General features: G+C 63.6%; 12 protein-coding genes and 1 pseudogene. 1 reads left to right on the forward strand and 12 read right to left on the reverse strand.

The genetic code is table 11. The features are described 5' to 3' along the window. Positions 1-58: 58 nt before the first annotated feature. The gene (locus L1P09_RS03795; protein ID WP_009682711.1) at positions 59-277 is read right to left on the reverse strand and encodes a DUF3820 family protein; all 219 of its coding nucleotides are present in this window, start codon (positions 275-277) and stop codon (positions 59-61) included. Positions 278-478: 201 nt separating this feature from the next. On the opposite strand from L1P09_RS03795, the gene L1P09_RS03800 reads away from it, so the two are divergent. After that, a complete protein-coding gene (locus L1P09_RS03800; protein ID WP_009682712.1) occupies positions 479-955 on the forward strand; it encodes a ferritin-like domain-containing protein in 477 nt (158 codons plus the stop codon). Here L1P09_RS03800 and L1P09_RS03805 read toward each other — a convergent pair. The 11 genes and pseudogenes from L1P09_RS03805 to L1P09_RS03855 all read right to left on the reverse strand — a co-directional run bounded on the left by L1P09_RS03805 (position 952) and on the right by L1P09_RS03855 (position 13,677). Beyond that, positions 952-2,442: a sensor domain-containing diguanylate cyclase gene (locus L1P09_RS03805; protein WP_235768508.1), complete on the reverse strand. Its 1,491-nt coding sequence runs from the start codon at positions 2,440-2,442 to the stop codon at positions 952-954. The genes L1P09_RS03800 and L1P09_RS03805 overlap by 4 nt on opposite strands. 236 nt (positions 2,443-2,678) lie before the next feature. Next, positions 2,679-4,013, reverse strand: coding sequence for an OprD family porin (locus L1P09_RS03810; protein ID WP_029888075.1), 1,335 nt, complete (start codon positions 4,011-4,013; stop codon positions 2,679-2,681). A gap of 205 nt (positions 4,014-4,218) precedes the next feature. After that, entirely contained in the window at positions 4,219-4,443 is a 225-nt protein-coding gene (locus L1P09_RS03815; protein ID WP_029888076.1) for a hypothetical protein, read from the reverse strand. A gap of 195 nt (positions 4,444-4,638) precedes the next feature. Further along, positions 4,639-5,082, reverse strand: a pseudogene (locus L1P09_RS03820) (ATP-binding protein); the annotation flags it as partial. 55 nt (positions 5,083-5,137) lie between these two features. After that, on the reverse strand, positions 5,138-6,571 hold the full coding sequence (locus tag L1P09_RS03825; protein ID WP_192441691.1) for a heavy metal sensor histidine kinase: 1,434 nt from the start codon (positions 6,569-6,571) through the stop codon (positions 5,138-5,140). Continuing rightward, a complete protein-coding gene (locus L1P09_RS03830) occupies positions 6,546-7,220 on the reverse strand; it encodes a heavy metal response regulator transcription factor (RefSeq protein ID WP_054881694.1) in 675 nt (224 codons plus the stop codon). Before L1P09_RS03830 ends, L1P09_RS03825 begins: the two co-directional genes overlap by 26 nt. Positions 7,221-7,229: 9 nt before the next feature. Continuing rightward, the gene (locus L1P09_RS03835) at positions 7,230-10,322 is read right to left on the reverse strand and encodes a multidrug efflux RND transporter permease subunit (RefSeq protein ID WP_235768510.1); all 3,093 of its coding nucleotides are present in this window, start codon (positions 10,320-10,322) and stop codon (positions 7,230-7,232) included. After that, positions 10,319-11,482 carry an efflux RND transporter periplasmic adaptor subunit gene (locus tag L1P09_RS03840; RefSeq protein ID WP_192441694.1) on the reverse strand — a complete coding sequence of 388 codons (1,164 nt, stop codon included), beginning with the start codon at positions 11,480-11,482 and terminating at the stop codon, positions 10,319-10,321. The genes L1P09_RS03835 and L1P09_RS03840 overlap by 4 nt, the downstream gene beginning before the upstream one ends. A 165-nt stretch (positions 11,483-11,647) precedes the next feature. Beyond that, the gene (locus L1P09_RS03845) at positions 11,648-12,382 is read right to left on the reverse strand and encodes a YkgJ family cysteine cluster protein (protein ID WP_054905374.1); all 735 of its coding nucleotides are present in this window, start codon (positions 12,380-12,382) and stop codon (positions 11,648-11,650) included. Continuing rightward, entirely contained in the window at positions 12,379-12,690 is a 312-nt protein-coding gene (locus L1P09_RS03850; protein ID WP_009685180.1) for a hypothetical protein, read from the reverse strand. Before L1P09_RS03850 ends, L1P09_RS03845 begins: the two co-directional genes overlap by 4 nt. A gap of 87 nt (positions 12,691-12,777) precedes the next feature. Beyond that, complete coding sequence (locus L1P09_RS03855) at positions 12,778-13,677, reverse strand: chemotaxis protein (RefSeq protein ID WP_029886117.1); 900 nt, start codon at positions 13,675-13,677, stop codon at positions 12,778-12,780. Between the last annotated feature and the right edge of the window lie 193 nt (positions 13,678-13,870).

Below are 13,870 nucleotides of genomic sequence, written 5' to 3' on the forward strand. Positions count from 1 at the left end.
CGCTCCTACAGGAATTTCGCAGGCTTGCAGAGTGCGCGGGCCACCTGAGGGAGCGGGTTCACCCGTGCTTCTGCCGCAATGGCTTTAGCAGATCACCCAGGCCGTTATGGTCGATCTCATGCATCAACGCCAGCAACCCCCCCAGTTCCCCCGTAGGGAAACCCTTGCGTGCGAACCAGGCCAGGTAGTCTCCCGGCAAGTCGGCAATGCATCGCCCCTGGTATTTGCCGAAGGGCATCGTGCGGGTCACCAACAGTTCCAGGGTTTCGGGTTTCATCAGAAGAGACCGGGTTGTGACGAAGCGCCGACCATACTGCAATCTGCACGAGCGCCCAAGCGGTAATCATGCAGAACACCGGTATCCGGCTTTTCTGGTTGTTATCTAAGCTGTTGATATTAAAGAATATTCAAGATCATTCCAGGTTGGCACGAACACTGCTCCTATCCAGATGACTATCACCTGCCAAGGAGCTTTACCATGAGCAACCCGAACAAAGACGTGATCGATGTACTGAACGACCTGATCGAGTACAGCAAGGACGGCGAGAAAGGTTTTCGTGAGTCGGCCGATGATGTCAAGAACCCGGAGCTGAAATCGTTCTTCGCCCAGCGCGCCGGCGAATGCGCCAATGCGGCCGGTGAACTGCAAAGCGAAGTGCGCCGCCTGGGTGGCGACCCGGAAACCTCTACCAGCTTCAGTGGCGACCTGCATCGCGGCTGGGTCAACCTTAAGTCGATGGTCACCGGCAAGGATGAAGAAGCAGTGCTCAACGAAGTGGAGCGCGGCGAGGACCATGCCCTGAAGGCTTATAAGGAAGCCCGTGAGAAGCTGGTTAAACTGGGCCGCACTGCCTCAGACACTACCTATGCCCTGGTGGAGAAGCAGCTGCAAGGCGTGCAGCGTAATCACGACCAGGTGAAAGCCCTGCGCAACGCTGCTCGCGCCCGCTCTTAAGCCTCTGGGCCCTCTACCCGGTTACGGCCTTTGGCCTTGGCCCGGTAGAGGGCCTCGTCCGCGGCACCCAGCAACCTGGCCAGGTCGTACTGGGTGCCGGACAGACCGATGCCGATGCTGACCGTGACCCCACGGGCATCATCGGCAAACGGTACAAGCTCTTCTACACTCCGGCGGATGCGCTCAGCCATTACTTGAGCACCTGCCAGGTCGGTCTCCGGCAGTACTACCTGAAACTCCTCCCCGCCGTAGCGCGCAGCCAGATCTGCAGGCCGTCTCAGGCATGCCTCGATGGCCTTGGCCACCTCGCGCAGGGCATGGTCGCCACCGGCATGACCATGGCGCTGGTTGAATGCCTTGAAATGGTCGACATCCACCATCAGCAACGCCAACGGCATGTGATTGCGCTGCGCCCGCGCCCACTCCTGCCGCAATACCTGATCCAGCCGCCGGCGGTTTGCCAAGCCGGTGAGGCTGTCGGTTGCTGCCAGTGTCGCCAAGCCCTGTTCGGCTTCGTGGCGGCGGCGCAATTCCCGGCCCAGCAGCAAGGTGAGCCAGAGGATGCCGATGCACAATACGCCCGTGGCGACACTGACCACCGTGGCGGTACGGCGCCACGATTGGAACACCTCGTCAGCTGAATGCTGCACCAGCACGATCAGCGGTAACTGCGCTACCCGGGCGAAGGTGAACATGCGTGGCTGGCCGTTACTGGTCGCGGGGGCGGTGAAACTCCCGTGCTGCTCGCGGAGAATGCGTTTGAAATTCGGCCGAGTGGCAAAATTGGTACCGATCTCAAGCGTTTCCGGGCGCGAGGTTTGCCGGGCGAGCAATTGCCCATCCGTGTTCAGCAGGCTGATGCTGCTGTCGTCGCCGATGTCCAGGCGCCGGAACAGCTCGTTGAAGTACGACAGGCGCAGCGCCCCGGCGGCGACCCCGGCAAACTCGCCTTGCGGCCCGGAAATACGCCGGCTGAAGCTGATGCACCAGTCCAGGTCACCCAGTTTGGCCTTGAATGGCGGGCCCACCAGCAGCCCCAGGTGAGCATTGTGCTGGTGCGCCCTGAAGACCCCGGTATCGCCAAAGTTGGCCTGGCGCGGCACGCTGCTGGTGGAGTCACCGACCACGTTGCCTTGCTTGTCCAGCCAAAGCACGTCACCGCGCTGGCGGTCGACGAACGCCTCGTTGAACAGCAGACGCTGGCGCAACGGGCCGGGAATTTCCGGAAGCTCCTTGCGCCCAACGGCCCAGATCAACCCTTTGAGCGATTGGTCGTACAGCTCGGCATTGCGCAGGATGTCGCTTTCGATCAGTTGCACGATGTTGTTGGCTGAACGCACGGCCGACTGCTCGACGCTGTCCCGCTCGCGGGCCAGCAGGTAGCTGACGATCGCCACGATAGCGAGCACGGCAAGGCAACTGCCCAAATTGAGGGTCAGCTCGGGGTGCGACCTGTAAAATGCTCGAGGCGGGGATTGGGTGGGCATGGTCGCTACTGCAGGGGCAGGGCTATTCGCGGCGGCGGTATTCTAGGGAAGCAAGGATTGTCGGACAAGATTTGTCCGACGGAATCACGCTGTACTGCATGTTGGATTTACGCTGAACCCTGTGGGAGCGGGCGTGCCCGCGGAGCAAGTGTTGCGGTGTATGGCACCGGCTTCACCGGTGTTCGCGGGCATGCCCGCTCCCACAGGCGTTCAGGTGTGCTGCCTGCAAACGAGGGTCAGAACACGTTCACGGGGTAATCGACGATCACCCGCAGTTCATCGTTGTCGCTGTTGCTGTCGATCGAGGCATAGCCCTGGCTGCCACGGTGGGTGGCATAGCGCACCAGCACCGACAGGTCCTTCAGGTCACCCTCCTGGAACACGTACTTCAAGTCCAGGTCGCGTTCCCAATGCATGGCGTTCTTGCCATCGGCACGGTAGTAGTCGTAATGGGTGGTGTCCTGGGTGGCCTTGGTCAGGTCCGCTTCGCCGCGCGAATAGGACAGCGAGCTGGTCAGGCCAGGCACGCCGACACCTGCGAAGTCATAGTTGTACTGCAGCTTCCACGACCGCTCGTTGGGGGCGTTGAAGTCCGAGTACATGCGCGAGTTGTCCAGGTACACGCTGTCGCCCAGGTTGATGTAGTCGAACGGGGTGTTGCCATTGACCCGCTGGTAGGCGGCGGTGACGCTGTGGTACCCGGCGTTGACGGTGAAGTGCACGCTGTAGGTGTTGTTGTCGATCTTGCCCAGCAGGGCCTGGCCGGTGTCCTGGGTGTGATAGAAGTGCACACCGGGGTTCAGGCTGACCAGATCGCTGACCACGTAGGTGTAGTCGAAATCAGCGTAGTACTGGTTCCAGATGTCCTTCAGTTCGGCGGCGTACAGGTTGGCGGTGATGTTCGGCGTACCGCTCCAGGAGGCACCAGCCCAGTTCAGGTGCTTGCTCTTGTCGTGTTCGTCGAGCGAGCCGTAGTAGGTGTCGATGCGGCGGTGGCCACTCTGGTTGTACGGGTGGGTGAAGCTCACCTGGCCGCCTTCGAGCAGCAAACCGTCGACGCTGGTGTTGGTCAGGCTCACACCGCGGAAGGTTTGCGGCAGCATGCGGGTTTCGCCGCCGGCAATCACCGGGTTGGTGAGGAACAGGTCACCGGCCTTCAGTTCGGTGTCGAAGGCTTTGAGCTTGACTGCAGCGCCAGCGGTGGAAAACGAATGCGGCGCAGCACCCAGTTCGCCGTCGTCCTTGATGTGCGCTGGCAGGATGCTGGTGCCGGCATGGCCGCCGCCACCGTCGAGCTTCAGGCCCAGCATGGCATGGGCGTCCAGGCCAAAACCGACCGTGCCTGGGGTGTAGCCCGACTCGAACCGCGCTACTGCGCCCTGGCCCCACTCGCGGGTATCGCGCACGCCGGCGTTGTGGTTGTCGCGGTTGAAGTAGGCATTGCGCAAATGCAGATTGAAGGACGACCCTTCGATGAAGCCATCAGCCTTGTCTTCATCTGCCTGGGCGGCGCAAGGGATCGTTGCAGTCAATGCAATGAAAAACGGGGTGAAACGAAACGCGGAAGGCACCGGTAGAAGCTCCTTTGGTCTGACGGTGGGGCAGTTTTTATTTTGAATGTGCGTCTTTCTTATGGGTAAACGTTACAGCCGGGCTGAGAGTTACGGGCACATAAAAAAAGCCGCTGATGAGCAGCGGCTTTAAAAGGCTAACATATCGGCACAGGCTGTGCCCATGGCGTAGCCAAGGGAAAGTGGAAGCAACAACAGCGCCTGATCAGCTGTCGGCTTTGGCATCGACAGAGGCTTTGGAAGCTGTCTGTTCAGCATCTTTCATCACGTCGGCCTTATGTGCGGCAACGCTTTCGCGGGCCTCTTGGTGCACGGCGGCGAGTTCGCTGTTACGGTTGACGAACGCCGGCGATTCTTCGGCCATGGCCAGGGGCGACAACAACAGGGACGACAGGACGAAAACGCTGGCAATACCCATACTGTTGGACATTTGAAACTACCTTCTTGCTGTGCAAGTGCTAATGAAGACGGGCTAAAGTTAGTCCTTTCATTGCACTTGATACAGAGCGAAGTGCGATAAGCACTGTTGCGCAAAAGGTAACGATCTACGCAAAAAGCAATAGGGCTTTCGTCTGCAAGCCGCAGGCTAGACGCGGCCTTTGCAGCCCCGACAATTGCCGCCCGGTCAGTGAACCAGGGGCTGCTTCGCACCCCATCGCGACACAAGGCCGCTCCTACAGGTCGGGAGCTGGATACCGAATGTATTCGCCCCGGCTTCACTGCGCACGAACACGTCCCCGCCATGCATCAGCGCAATTGCCTTGACGATGGCCAGGCCCAAGCCATGGTTCCCGCCCCCGCTGTTGCTGCGCGCCGCATCCACCCGGTAGAAACGCTCGAACAGCAGCGGCAGGTGCTCGTCGGCAATCGCAGGCCCCGGGTTGCTCACGGCAATGCTGACCTGCTGCGGCCCGGGGACGATCCTTACCTGGATCACCTGGTGCGGCGCCGTATGCTGCACGGCATTGTTCAGCAGGTTGATCAACGCCCGGCGCAATTGGGCTTTTTCGATGGGAACCTGGGCATCGCCACTGACGCTGACGCTGACTTGCGCGTCTTCGAGAATGTAGGAGCGGCCTTGTGTCGCGATGGGCTGCATGGCAGCCCCGGCAATTGCCGCCCTGTCACTGAACCAGGGGCTGCTTCGCACCCCATCGCGACACAAGGCCGCTCCTACAGGTCGGGAGCTGGATACCGAATGTATTCGCCCCGGCTTCACTGCGCACGAACACGTCCCCGCCATGCATCAGCGCAATTGCCTTGACGATGGCCAGGCCCAAGCCATGGTTCCCGCCCCCGCTGTTGCTGCGCGCCGCATCCACCCGGTAGAAACGCTCGAACAGCAGCGGCAGGTGCTCGTCGGCAATCGCAGGCCCCGGGTTGCTCACGGCAATGCTGACCTGCTGCGGCCCGGGGACGATCCTTACCTGGATCACCTGGTGCGGCGCCGTATGCTGCACGGCATTGTTCAGCAGGTTGATCAACGCCCGGCGCAATTGGGCTTTTTCGATGGGAACCTGGGCATCGCCACTGACGCTGACGCTGACTTGCGCGTCTTCGAGAATGTAGTCAAGGTAGTCGAGTGTGGTCGCCACCTCTTCGGCCAGCGATGCCTGGGTCAGGGCAGTGGCTTTGCTGCCCTGGTCGGCACTGGCCAGGAACAGCATGTCGTTGATGATGCTGCGCAGGCGCTCCAGCTCTTCCAGGTTCGATTGCAGCACTTCGAAGTAGTGCTCGGCGCTGCGCCCGCGGGTCAGCGCCACCTGGGTCTGGCCGATCAGGTTGGTCAGCGGCGAACGCAGCTCGTGGGCAACGTCGGCATTGAACGCCTCCAGCCGTGAGTAGGCCTGGCTGACCCGGTCGAGCGCGGCGTTGAAGGCACTGGCGAACTGCGCCAGCTCAGGGGCCAGGGCCTGGGTTTGCAGGCGTCCGTCCAGGCGTGGCGGGGCCAGTGCCTGGGCCTCCCTGGAAAGCGCCAGCAAAGGGCGCAAGCCGATGCGCGCGACCCAGTAGCCCAGCACCGAGGCCAGCAGCACGCCAAGCACCGCCAGCCCGATGATCGCCAGCAGCAGGCTGTGCTGGGCTTGCCAGAAGGTTTCGGTGTCGATGCCGATCATGAACCGCAGTGGCGGGCGCTGGCCTAGCGCCGGCAGCTCGCTGACCAGCACTTTGTACGGGTAGGGGTGGTCCGGCAGGCGCAGGTCGCGCATGCCCTGCGCGCCCTCGGCGAACTGGCGCACCCGCGCGCTGGGCTTGCCATATTCATAGCCGGGGTCGCTACCGACCACCCAGAAACGGATGCGCTTGTCTTCCTCGCTCAGCAGGTTCAGCTTGTTGATGATCTTGGCCCAGTGCTCGGGCGTGCCGTAGCGGTTGAGTGTGGATTCGAGCACGCTGAAGCGCGCCTCCAGCTCGGCTTGCGGCAACAGGTCGAGGCTGCGGTCGACCTGGCGATACAAGGCCGAGCCGATCAGCAGGAACACGGCCAACGCCACCAGGATGAACAACGCCGACAAACGCAGCGCAATGGAGTTACCCCGCACGGTTTTCCAGGACATAACCCATGCCTCGAATGGTGTGCAGCAGTTTCTGGTCGAACGGCCCGTCGAGCTTGGCCCGCAGGCGTTTGATCGCGACCTCGACCACGTTGGCGTCGCTGTCGAAATTGATGTCCCAGACCAGTTCGGCAATTGCCGTCTTCGACAGGATTTCCCCCTGCCGGCGGGCCAGCACGCTGAGCAGCGAGAACTCTTTGGCGGTCAGGTCCAGGCGCTGGCCGGCCCGCGTGGCCTTGCGTGCCATCAGGTCGATCCACAGGTCGGCCACCTGAACCTGCAGGGGCTCATGGCTGCTACTGCGGCGGGTCAGTGCCTGTAGCCGGGCCACCAGTTCCAGAAACGAAAATGGCTTGCCCAGGTAGTCATCGGCGCCTTCGCGCAGGCCACGGACACGGTCTTCGACCCGCTCACGGGCGGTCAGCATGATCACCGGGGTCTGCTTGCGCGCACGCAGGGCGCGGAGCACGCCGTAGCCGTCCAGCCCGGGCAGCATCACATCCAGCACAATGACGGCATAGTCGCCCTCCAGTGCCAGGTGCAGGCCATCGATGCCATCGCGCGCCAGGTCCACACTGAAGCCTTGCTCGGTGAGGCCGCGATGCAGGTAGTCGGCGGTTTTTTCTTCGTCTTCGATGATCAGCACACGCATGGTCTTGTCCTAACTGGCACTTGGCGCTGCCGCGCGGGCAGCCTGACGGCGATGGAACAGGCGCTCCAGGGCCAAGTATATGACCGGGGTGGTGAACAGCGTCAGCGCCTGGCTCACCAGCAGGCCGCCGACCACGGCAATGCCCAGTGGCTGGCGCAATTCGGCGCCGGTGCCAAAGCCGAACATCAGCGGGACCGCGCCGAGCAGCGCGGCCAGGGTGGTCATGATGATCGGCCGGAACCGCGTCAAACAGGCCTGATGAATCGCCTGCTCCGGTGAAAGGCCCTGCTGGCGCTGGGCTTGCAGGGCAAAGTCGATCAGCAGGATGCCGTTTTTCTTGACGATGCCGATCAGCAGCACGATGCCGATCAGCCCCATGATGCTGAAGTCCTGGCCCATGGCCCACAGCAGGATCAACGCGCCAAGGCCCGCCGAGGGCAGGGTGGAGATGATCGTCAGTGGGTGGACAAAACTTTCGTACAACACGCCGAGAATGATGTACACCGCCACCAGTGCCGCCAGGATCAGCCAAGGCTGGCTCGCCAGCGAGCTTTGGAAGGCCTGCGCCGCGCCCTGGAAGTTGCCGCTGATCGAATCGGGCATGCCCAGCTCGCGCTGGGTGCGTTCAAGGATGCTCACCGCATCGCCAAGGGCCACGCCCGGGGCCAGGTTGAACGACAGGTTGGCGGCCGGGAACAGGCCGTCGTGGCTGATCGACAGCGGCCCGGTGCTGGGCGGCGCCACATGGGCCACGGCCGCCAGGGGCACCATTTCATTGCTCAGGGGCGAACGCAGGTAGAAGTAGTTGAGGCTCTCGGCTTTACCACGCTGGCGCGCATCCAGTTCCAGAATGACCTTGTACTGGTTGGTGTCGGTCTGGAACTCGCTGATCTGGCGCTGGCCGAAGGCGTCGTACAGTGCCTGGTCGACGTCTGTAGTGGTCAGGCCGAAACGGGCGGCGGCCTGGCGGTCGATGTCGATGCGGGTGACGCTGGCCCCCAGTTGCAGGTCATTGGACAGGTCGCGCAGCGCCGGGTTGTTGCGCAGCCGCTCGGTCAGGCGCTGGGTCCAGAGGTTGAGCGCCTCGGCGTCGTTGCTCTTGAGCACGTACTGGTACTGGGTGCGTGAAGGGCCGGAGCTGAGGTTGATGTCCTGGCCGGCGCGCATGTACAGCACGATCCCCGGCACCTGGGCCAGCTTGGGGCGCAGGCGGTCGATCAGTTCGCTGGCCGAGACATCCCGCTCGCCACGGGGCTTGAGGGCAATCCAGAAACGGCCGTTGGCGATGGTCTGGTTGCTGCCGGTAACGCCCACCGAATGCGAGAACGCGCGCACCGCCGGGTCGGCACCGATGATTTTCGCCAGCGCCTGATGTTTCTCGATCATCGACGGGTACGACACATCCGCGGCCGCCTCGCTGGTGCCAAGGATGAAGCCGGTGTCCTGCAGCGGGAAAAAGCCCTTGGGGATGGCCACGTAGCCCACGACCGCCAGCGCCAGGGTCACTGCGAACATGCCCAGCGTCACGCGCTGGTGGGCGAGGGCACGGTCCAGGCCCCGCTCGTACCAGTTGACCAGGCGTTCGCCGAAACCGCCCTGGTGCCCGTCAGGTGGGCGGTGCATGAACAGCGCACACAAGGTCGGCGCCAGGGTCAGCGACACCACCACTGAAATCAGGATGGTGGATGTGGCGGTCAGGGCGAATTCCTTGAACAGCCGGCCAACCACCCCGCCCATGAACAGCAGTGGGATGAACGCTGCGATCAGCGACAGGCTGATCGAGACCACGGTGAAGCCGATTTCCCCTGCACCCTTGAGCGCTGCGGTACGGCTGTCGTCGCCGGCTTCCAGGTGGCGGTGGATGTTCTCCACCACCACGATGGCATCGTCCACCACGAAACCCACGGAAATGACGATGGCCACCAAGGTCAGGTTGTTCAGGCTGAAGCCCAGCACGTACATCAGTGCGCAACTGGCGATCAGCGATACCCCGAGTACGCTGGATACCACCAGCGTCGCCGACCACTGGCGCAGGAACAGCGCCATCACCCCGATGACCAGCGCCACGGCGATCATCAAGGTCAGTTCCACCTCATGCAGCGAGGCGCGGATGGTTTGCGTGCGGTCCTGCAGCACCGACACCTCCACCGAGGCCGGCAGCATTTCCTGCAGCTTGGGCAGCGCGGCCATGACCCGGTCCACGGTGTCGACGATATTGGCGCCGGGCTGGCGGAAGATCACCAGGTTCAGCCCCGGCTGGTCGCCGGACCAGGCCTTGACGTAGGCGTTTTCCGCGCCGCTGACGACCGTGGCCACGTCGCGCAGGTACACCGGGCTACCGTTGCGGTACGAGACGATCAGTTGCGCGTAGTCCTCGGGGTGGAACAGCTGGTCGTTGGCGGCCAGGGTCGACACGCTGTGTTCGCCGTACAGGGCGCCCTTGGCCAGGTTCAGGCTGGTTTGCGCAATGGCCTGGCGCAGGTCGGCCAGGGTCAGGCCGATGGCGGCGAGTTTTTCCGGCTGCGCCTGCACGCGGATCGCCGGGCGCAGTTGCCCGGTGATGTTGATCAAGCCGACCCCTTCGATCTGGCTCAACTGCCGAGCCAGCAAGGTTTCGGCGTAGTCGCTGAGGTCGTTGCCGGGCATCTGGCTGGAGCTGACTGTCATCACCAGCACCGGGCTGTCGGCCGGGTTTACCTTGCGCCAGGTGGGCGGGTTGGGCAGGTCTTGCGGCAGGCGCGCAGTAGCGGTGTTGATCGCCGCCTGCACTTCCTGCGCGGCCGTGTCGATGTTCTTGTCGAGGGTGAACTGCAGCACCAGGGTGGTCGAGCCCAGCGCGCTGCTGCTGGTCATCTGGGTCATGCCGGGGATGGCACTGAATTGCACCTCCAGCGGCGTTGCCACCGACGAGGCCATGGTTTCCGGGCTGGCGCCGGGCAGTTGCGCGGTCACCTGAATGGTGGGGAAATCGGCCTCGGGCAAGGGGGCCACCGGCAGCCGTGGGAAGGCGATGGCGCCCAACAGCACCAGGGCGAAGGTCAGCAGCAAGGTGGCGATGGGGTGGTCGATGCACCAGGCCGAAACACCGTTGCGCGTGTTCATGGCTGGCTCCGCTGGTCTGCCATGGCCGGGGCTGTAGGCGCAGCGGGGCTGACCTCTACCCGTGAACCGGGCTTGAGCCGCGACTGGCCATCGAGCACCAGGCGCTCACCCGGCTCGACCCCGGCAATAACGTTCAGCTCGCTGTCCTGGTACAGCACCTTGACCGGCACGCTGGTGACCTTGTCGCCGTCCAGGCGGTAGACGAAGTGCCCGTCCACCCCACGTTGCAACACCGGCGGCGGGACCACCAGGGCGTTTTCCTGCAGGGCGGTGCGCAGGCGGACGGTGACCAGTTGCCCCGGCCACAGGCGGCCGTCCTTGTTGTCGAATTCGGCTTTGACCCGCACGGTGCCGGTGGTGGCGGAAACCTGGTTGTCGATCAGCGCCAGGTGGCCTTCGCCAAGCAGGCTGCGTTCGCCGTCAGCGTCCATGTACGCCTGCACCAGCGCAGGTGCCGGTGCCGTGAGCAGGCGTTGCAGGGTTGGCAGCATTTGCTGGGGCAGGGCGAACTCGACGGCGATCGGGTCGATCTGCGTCACGCTGAACAAGCCTTGCGTGTCGCTGGTGCGTACCAGGTTGCCCGGGTCGACGTTGCGAATGCCCACCCGGCCAGTCACCGGCGAGCGGATTCGGGTATACGACAGCTGCACCTGGGCGTTGGCGATGGCTGCCTGGTTGCCTTTGACGGTGGCCTGCAACTGGTTGACCAGTGCCTGTTGCTGGTCGAGCTGTTGCCTGGACACGCCGTTATCGCGGCTGAGCAGGCGGTAGCGCCGCAAGTCCACTGCCGCCACCTGGATCTGCGCCTGGCTTTGGCCGAGCAGGGCGCGCGCCTGGTCGAGCTGGGCCTGTATGGCGCGGTCGTCGAGGGTGGCGAGCAAGTCGCCCTGCTTGACCCACTGGCCTTCCTTGACCAGAACCTGGGTCAGTACCCCCTCGACCTGCGGGCGCACCTCGACGCTGTGCAGCGACAGCACCGAACCGATGGCGCTGGCGTAGCGGGGTACGTCCCGTTGGACGACGGTTACCACCCGCACCGGGATGGCCGTTTGCGAGCGGGCGGCGGGGGCAGGCTGGCGCTGGGTGTACCAAGTTCCCGCTGCTACCAGGATGAGCAGTACCAAGGCGGCAAGCAAGGCAGAGCGGAACGGACGTCGCATTGGTGCGGGCACCTTGGCCAATGGGGAGGGTGGTCAGTCATTCCATCTTATAGCCGCCGAACCGGGTCGGCAGCGTGACCGCTGGCTGACAACCGTGTCAGTTTCAGATAACCGGCTGCACGGTCTGCTCCCTCGCGGGTGAACCCGCCCCCACCACCTGCAGGGCTAGAAACCGATAAAGGCGTAATACACCGGGGGCTCGTTGGTGGTGTGCAAACCCTGCCCCTGCAAGCCCGCCGCCAGCGTCTCATCCTCCACATGCAAGGTCCACTGTGTACCGTCATCATCCGGCACCTGCGCCAGCGCCCCGGCAAACGCGCCCATGTCCGGCAGGTAGGCGGTAAACCCGTTGCCCTTGAGCGCACTGGTGGTCATGCCCAGTGCCTGGCACACCGCCACCTTGGCGCCAATGTCGTCACGGTCGGCCTGGCGCGAAGCCTGCACCAATGCCTCCAGCCCGGCATCCACCAGTTGCGTGCCGTGAAGCAGCGCAGGCCCCTGCTGCCAGGCTTCTGGCGGGCAGTCCTTGGCCTCTGGGCGCAGGGGGAGGTGCGGGTTGATTTCCACCGGGTAGATGCGGCAAACCAACGGCCGTTGCTCATAGATGCTGCAGCGGTCGTTGTCGTCCAGGTTGCGGCAGCGGCCGGGGTTGAACGCGGCAAAGGTCACCGACACCCGCGCCTGGCCATTGCCGCAGGCTACCGGGTACGACCGGCGCAGCACATGCTCACGTTGCTCCACCGGCATGCCCGGGCCATCGGTGACGAAGGCTTCGATCAGCACAACCACCTGACCGCCGTCATGTGCCCAGCGGCCTGCCTCGGCCAGGGTCAGGGGGACATGGTGGCCGCTGCAGCACTTGCCGCATCCGGTGCAGCCAAAACGCAAGGTGGCGGTCACTTGGCTTGCGGGCTCCATTCGCTGACGAAGGCACGCTGCTGTTGGCGGTCGTACAGGCACAGCTCGGTGCCAGTGCGCTGCTGCATGTGCTTCTGCGGGTAGACACCTTCGACCAGCAAGGCACTCATGCCTACCTGGTCATCGAATTCGGCGGGCTTGCCGCGGGCGTGGGCGTCCTTGAACTGGCTGGCCGCCAGGCAGGCTTTGAGCATCTGCTGGCGCTGCGTGTTCCAGGCCTGGCTGCTGGAAGCCTGGGCGATACCGCTGAAAAGGGCGCAGCCGATCAGGATGGAGCTGAGATACTTCATGGCGGGTTCCGGCAAATTTTTTGCGAGGGCCCGAATTATGCCCGACTTGCCCCCGGCAGCAAGCCGGGGAGTTTGTCGCTGAATATATCAGTGCTCGGCGAACACCACGGCACGTGCTGCCACCACCAGACAATCGGTCAGCTCCGGCGAGGAAAACTTGGTGAGGATGGCATTCGCCCCGGCCTGGGTTGCCTTCTCGCTGCTCATGGCGCTGTCCAGCGAGGTGTGCAGCAGCACGTACAGGTGCTGGAAGTCGGGGGTTTCACGCAGGGTTCGGGTGAAGGCGTAGCCATCCATCTCGCTCATTTCGATATCGGAGACGACCACGTTGATCTCCTGTGCAGTGCCTTGCAGTTCCAGCAGCACATTGATCGCGTCCTTGGCGCTGCGCGCGGTGTGGCACTCGATGCCCAGGTTGCGCAGGGTGTGCACCGACTGCTGCAGGGCCACCTGGCTGTCGTCCACCACCAGGATATTGGTGGCGGCCAGCAGGCTGGCGTCTTCTGCGCTTACTGAGCCGCGCGCTGGCTCTGGCGCAGGCGGGGCAATGCCGTGGATGACCTTCTCGATATCCAGCACCTGCACCAAGGAGTTGTCGACGCGGGTAACACCGGTGATGAACGAGCGGTTGCCCGAGGCATAGGGCGGCGGTTTGATGTCGGTGCTCAGGCAATGCACGATGCGGCTTACGGCCTGCACGTGCAGGCCCTGGCGCGAACGGCTGATCTCGGTGACGATCAGGCAACCGCCTTGCGGGTCCTCCAGCGGCTGCTCGCCGATGGCACGGGACAGGTCGATGACCGACAACGAATGGCCACGCAAGGTGGCTACGCCTTTCACGTGGGGGTGCGACTCGGGCAGCTTGGTCAGCGGCGGGCAGGGGATGATCTCGCTGACCTTGAGCAGGTTGATTGCCATCAGCTTGCCGCTGCGCAGGGTGAACAGCAGCAGCGACAAGGAGTCCGCGCGGGCTTTTTGCGTGGCCATGGTGACCTTCGGTGGGAAACAGGGGGGATAACCGGTTATCGGCCAGGTCAGGCTGGGCTTTAGGGCGCAATCCGCCGCAGATCAAGAAGGCTGAGCAACCCTGTAGGAGCGGCCTCGTGTCGCGAAAGGGCTGCAAAGCAGCCCCGGGGTTTCAGCACAGATGCACAAACTGCAGGGGCTGCTTTGCAGCCCT

This window comes from Pseudomonas juntendi, from assembly GCF_021560075.1.
Lineage (GTDB): Bacteria > Pseudomonadota > Gammaproteobacteria > Pseudomonadales > Pseudomonadaceae > Aquipseudomonas > Aquipseudomonas juntendi.

What these genes read in the sequence shown, in the direction of transcription:
- L1P09_RS03815 (WP_029888076.1), bottom strand. Translation starts at nt 4,443, where the DNA reads ATGTCCAACAGTATGGGTATTGCCAGCGTTTTCGTCCTGTCGTCCCTG.
- L1P09_RS03805 (WP_235768508.1), bottom strand. Translation starts at nt 2,442, where the DNA reads ATGCCCACCCAATCCCCGCCTCGAGCATTTTACAGGTCGCACCCCGAG.
- L1P09_RS03835 (WP_235768510.1), bottom strand. Translation starts at nt 10,322, where the DNA reads ATGAACACGCGCAACGGTGTTTCGGCCTGGTGCATCGACCACCCCATC.
- L1P09_RS03850 (WP_009685180.1), bottom strand. Translation starts at nt 12,690, where the DNA reads ATGAAGTATCTCAGCTCCATCCTGATCGGCTGCGCCCTTTTCAGCGGT.
- L1P09_RS03795 (WP_009682711.1), bottom strand. Translation starts at nt 277, where the DNA reads ATGAAACCCGAAACCCTGGAACTGTTGGTGACCCGCACGATGCCCTTC.
- L1P09_RS03840 (WP_192441694.1), bottom strand. Translation starts at nt 11,482, where the DNA reads ATGCGACGTCCGTTCCGCTCTGCCTTGCTTGCCGCCTTGGTACTGCTC.
- L1P09_RS03800 (WP_009682712.1), top strand. Translation starts at nt 479, where the DNA reads ATGAGCAACCCGAACAAAGACGTGATCGATGTACTGAACGACCTGATC.
- L1P09_RS03855 (WP_029886117.1), bottom strand. Translation starts at nt 13,677, where the DNA reads ATGGCCACGCAAAAAGCCCGCGCGGACTCCTTGTCGCTGCTGCTGTTC.
- L1P09_RS03825 (WP_192441691.1), bottom strand. Translation starts at nt 6,571, where the DNA reads ATGTCCTGGAAAACCGTGCGGGGTAACTCCATTGCGCTGCGTTTGTCG.
- L1P09_RS03830 (WP_054881694.1), bottom strand. Translation starts at nt 7,220, where the DNA reads ATGCGTGTGCTGATCATCGAAGACGAAGAAAAAACCGCCGACTACCTG.